Consider the following 4,277-nt stretch of genomic DNA (forward strand, 5'->3'; position numbering starts at 1 on the left):
TATCAATAAGTTGGAGTCATTACCCCCCACTGAGATTTAACGAGCCAAAATATTTAACGAGTTCAATAATTGAGTATCCAGCGTTTCAGTTGCAGGTGTTGGTAGTCCGTTCGCAATGCGATAATTTTTTATGGACTGCCTTGTGGAAGGCCCCATTATGCCGTCAATATTCCCGTTGTAATAACCTTTGTCCAGCAAAGCGAATTGAACCCGCATGATTAAGCGCTTACGCTTCTCTGTACCAGAAGTCAGCCCATTACTTGCACGGTTAGCTTCTGTAGTTCCAACAGAATTCGTAGTAGTAGAGTTGTTATTGTCGTTAGAACGAAGCGAACGCACAGAGGAAGAGGACGATGAGGAACTTGTTCCTGAACTTGAAGACTCAGATGAGCTTGGTGAGCTGTATGTTTTTGGATAATAAGGAGTGCTGCCACCATAGTACCCGCCACCTGATGATGATCGGTGAGAACTATGGCTTCGATGGGAGCTATGACTGCGATGCCCTGCAATGTAGAATGGAACTTCGGTGTTAAGTGGGGCTATCACTAAATCATGTTCATTAAGGGTCATACCAGGCAAATCACTTGCTCCGGTGGATGAATCACTTGCCCATACAGAATTATTGAGCGCCAAAAATCCCGGAAGTAGAGCAGCAAAATTAAATTTTTTCATAAAATTGGTCTCGGTGGTTGATGAAAACGGCCTGTTGAGGAACTGAAATAACCAGTACAGGAAGACTTCTGAGTGCATTCATCACATTCTTTAGGATAGTAATTTTTCCAATCAGAGATCGACTGAGCAGCAAGCTCCCAAGCTCTTTCGGGAAGATGACACAAAGGATAATTAAAAATTGTTAGAGGTATACCTGACCTGTGCGCAGCGTCTATGGCGGAGATTATTTTCTCACTATAACTGCTGTGCTCAATGAAGATTGTTGACCAGTTCTTTCGTGCCCAACCGATAGATTCCAGCCCCATAAGGGAAATCTGATTGATGTTGGAGAACACACGGCCAACGAACTCTACAATATCATCCAATTCTGTATAGTTAGCCAGTGTCGGAATAACTCTAAGTTCGATATTAATCCCTGAGTTTCCTGCATTAATTAATCCCTTAACCGTTTCATTAAATGCGCCATCATTCCCTACCAGATGATCATGCACAAGTGGTCTTGATGAGTAGAGCGGGATACCAAAGGTGATTTTTATCTTTTTGCTTCGCTTTGCCATTTCCTGAGTAAAGTTGATATCAGAAAATTTGCGTCCGTTTGTTAAAACATGCAAAGCAGTATCTGGTGAATTCTCGATGATAAAATCAATGAAGTGAAGGAAATCATCTCCATACAGCAAAGGTTCTCCACCGCTGACCCCAACAACTCCATCCAAACCAAATGAAGCTATAGCAAGAGCTGATTGGGTAAGTAGCCAGTCATCATTTGATTTCTTAGGTGGCTGCGAACAAAACAGACACAAGTTATTGCAGCGTTCCGTTACTAAGACAGTATTATGATTGGCTCTGCGGGACAGAATTACGCGTATCATATTGCCATTGTTGATTATCCCAATATCTCCATCTTCAATTGACTCATATAATTCAGTGCTAATAACAGAGAAATCAAAGCATGGTTGAATGGCATCATTATTGCCTTCAGCAACTACCAGTAAATTGGGTAAAAAGAATAAAGGGTTCATTGGTTTTTGTTTGCATAACCGATAGAACCCCGTGGGCACATTCTTTTTTGAAGCAAAATGAAAGATATCGTTCCTAATAACCTCAGACATATGCCCATCCTTTTAGCATCTCAGCCTTCGGACCACCTTCTGAGATGCAGTTCATCAGATACCTGAACATCCCCTTGTGATACTGACAAAACGTTGAACGACTCCTATCACCGACAGGCTCACCCTGTACACTTATGTTCTGGCATGGATCTGCACCGCAAAATGGTTGATATGCACATGTATCACAACCCGGCAGAGCAAAATTGAACGATGAACTCAACACTGCGTTATAGTAAGGACTCTTAGAAAATGATAGCGTTTTAACCTCACCCGCACTGAACTCCGTTTCAGGGTTCACCTTCTGCAACATACGGCTCTCATCGCTACCATATACTCGACCGTCATAATTGAAAAGAATACTGTTAAGCACGACCCCGCTTGGCGACTTTAAATCCGCATAACCACTAAAGCCGGGATTGAAGATCCTTTTCAGATGAATGGAGGCCGAATGTTCCACAACCCTTATCCCTTCATTATTCATCTTAAGGATTTCATCTATCAACGAGGCATAGAAACTGAAGTATTCCTCCATAGAAAATGTGAACGATGCTTTTTGTGCAAACCCATAGGGACTAACAGGTCGGATAAACATGTCCTTGAGGCCAAGAGACAAGTGAGCCTGGACAATCGATTCAGGATGCCTGATAAGATCTTTAGTAACTGTAGTAACCGTTGCAACGCGACCAGCGCCTAAAGACCGTTTGATAGCCTCTACTCCTGATACTGTTCTACTGTAAGCAAGCCCATGACCAAGAATTCGATTACTGTTGTGAACAACCTCCTCACCATCAAGCGAAACAGAGAACGTTATGTTCCTGCCTCTCGACCATTGAAGCATATCCTCATTCAAGACAGACAGGCTTGATGCTATCACCATCTCAAAATCGGAGCTTCCCAACGTTTCAGTACATTGCTCATAGATAGACTGAATTAAATCGAACCGCAAGAGTGGCTCTCCACCCTGTATCTCTATCTTGTAAGGTGGTATCGATAGTTTTTTGATAGTCGAAATGATATGAGGGATGAGATCGGGATCTAGATCATAACCAGAGGCGTTCACTGAAGCTCTACTGACCTGACAATACTTGCAGGTATGGTCGCAACGCAATGTGGGCACAATCATGAAAATTGGCCTGATCGCCAGTTCATTCATCAATCTTTTTGCAAAAGCAGAACTTAAAGCATAGGGAGCAATAGCTGATGAGCTTTCGTTGGTTATGAACAGCTTGCTTTCTAGTGGGTTTGATTGCTCCGCACTGATTTGCTCATCAGAAAGATCAAGCAGCTCTTGCTCATTAATGAAGTGATGAAAGCCTGCGAGGTTGCTTATAAAAACCCGTCCATTAGGCAATCTGTCAAAATTGAATGGCATCAATTCCATTACGAAAGCCTTTCATCTACGCTGCGAAGCACTTTATGGACAATAGAATCTCTCAACGCCCCTGTTTTATGCTGTAGCTTTTCTCGCAAAGCGTAATCATTCAGCAGTCTCTCGAATTCATAGAGGCATTCGGGACTATCGTTTTCAAAAGAGATCGTCCAAGAGGACAACTCCTCAAGGAGTTTCCATCGAGTAAGTGGAGTCATCCAGTATAGGCTATTGCGTATAACCCACTCAGAATAAAGTTCTTTTTCAAACGTCCTTTCGCACATTGCCATCACCTTTCAATGCAAATAATCACGCCCAGCAACTTCTTCAAAGCAGATTTTTCCTATAGAAACAATGATACAACATATCTATCGGTATGTTACAGGTGACTAGCGTGCCGTTGATCAATATATCGCAACGTTCGTAATGCCATCACCAATTGTGAACCTCTGCTTCTCGTTCATAGCTGCCCGTCTGACCTGCTCCCCATTGCTTAACATGCATCGTAGTAAGTATGCATTCCGAACTTCCGCTGTTCGCTCATAACGGACTGCGCTCACTTATTGCAGTGAGCATTACCTTGTGTTTAATGCCAGCCTGGTATAGTCAGGTTGACAGTACCGGTTTCAGGTCTTCGTCATTAAAAACGGTTCCGGTCTTCAGGACGCCATAGACTGGCCCTATGAATCTCCAGACAGTTGGTATCACTTAAATTAGTGATAGTCTTAATACTAGTTTTAGACTAGTCGTTGGAGTCCGAATGATTGATGTTCTAGGTCCAGAGAAGCGCAGACGGCGCAGCGTTCAGGAAAAAATCGCCATTGTTCAGCAGAGCTTTGAGCCCGGAATGACCGTGTCGCTGGTCGCCCGTCAGCATGGCGTTGCTGCCAGTCAGCTGTTCCTGTGGCGTAAGCAATATCAGGAAGGCAGTCTCACTGCGGTTGCCGCGGGTGAACAGGTTGTACCCGCGTCGGAGCTGGCATCTGCAATGAAGCAAATTAAAGAGTTACAGCGCCTGCTGGGCAAAAAAACCATGGAAAACGAGCTGCTGAAAGAAGCCGTTGAATATGGCCGACAAAAAAAGTGGATAGCGCACGGGCACTGTTGCAAATAGTCGGTGGTGATAA

Annotated in this window: 4 protein-coding genes and 1 pseudogene; 1 reads left to right on the plus strand and 4 read right to left on the minus strand. The window is 43.7% G+C overall.

All coding sequences use genetic code 11. The annotated features are described in order from the left end of the window. Positions 1–36: 36 nt before the first annotated feature. From hxsA to hxsD, 4 genes are read right to left on the minus strand one after another with little or no spacing between them, the layout of a single operon-like run. Positions 37–672 (minus strand): His-Xaa-Ser repeat protein HxsA, encoded by a 636-nt coding sequence (gene hxsA / locus HMPREF9538_RS29780; RefSeq protein WP_004118217.1) that lies wholly within the window; start codon positions 670–672, stop codon positions 37–39. Continuing rightward, positions 669–1,781, minus strand: a complete 1,113-nt coding sequence (gene hxsC / locus HMPREF9538_RS15975) for a His-Xaa-Ser system radical SAM maturase HxsC (RefSeq protein WP_000005560.1) — start codon at positions 1,779–1,781, stop codon at positions 669–671. The genes hxsA and hxsC overlap by 4 nt, the downstream gene beginning before the upstream one ends. Continuing rightward, positions 1,774–3,162: a His-Xaa-Ser system radical SAM maturase HxsB gene (gene hxsB, locus HMPREF9538_RS15970; protein ID WP_004118216.1), complete on the minus strand. Its 1,389-nt coding sequence runs from the start codon at positions 3,160–3,162 to the stop codon at positions 1,774–1,776. The genes hxsC and hxsB overlap by 8 nt, the downstream gene beginning before the upstream one ends. After that, complete coding sequence (hxsD, locus tag HMPREF9538_RS15965) at positions 3,162–3,434, minus strand: His-Xaa-Ser system protein HxsD (RefSeq protein WP_000333416.1); 273 nt, start codon at positions 3,432–3,434, stop codon at positions 3,162–3,164. The genes hxsB and hxsD overlap by 1 nt, the downstream gene beginning before the upstream one ends. Before the next feature lie 476 nt (positions 3,435–3,910). On the opposite strand from hxsD, the pseudogene HMPREF9538_RS15960 reads away from it, so the two are divergent. After that, positions 3,911–4,234: pseudogene (locus HMPREF9538_RS15960) on the plus strand (transposase); the annotation flags it as partial. Positions 4,235–4,277 lie beyond the last annotated feature (43 nt).

This window comes from Klebsiella sp. MS 92-3, assembly GCF_000195655.1.
Lineage (GTDB): Bacteria > Pseudomonadota > Gammaproteobacteria > Enterobacterales > Enterobacteriaceae > Klebsiella > Klebsiella pneumoniae.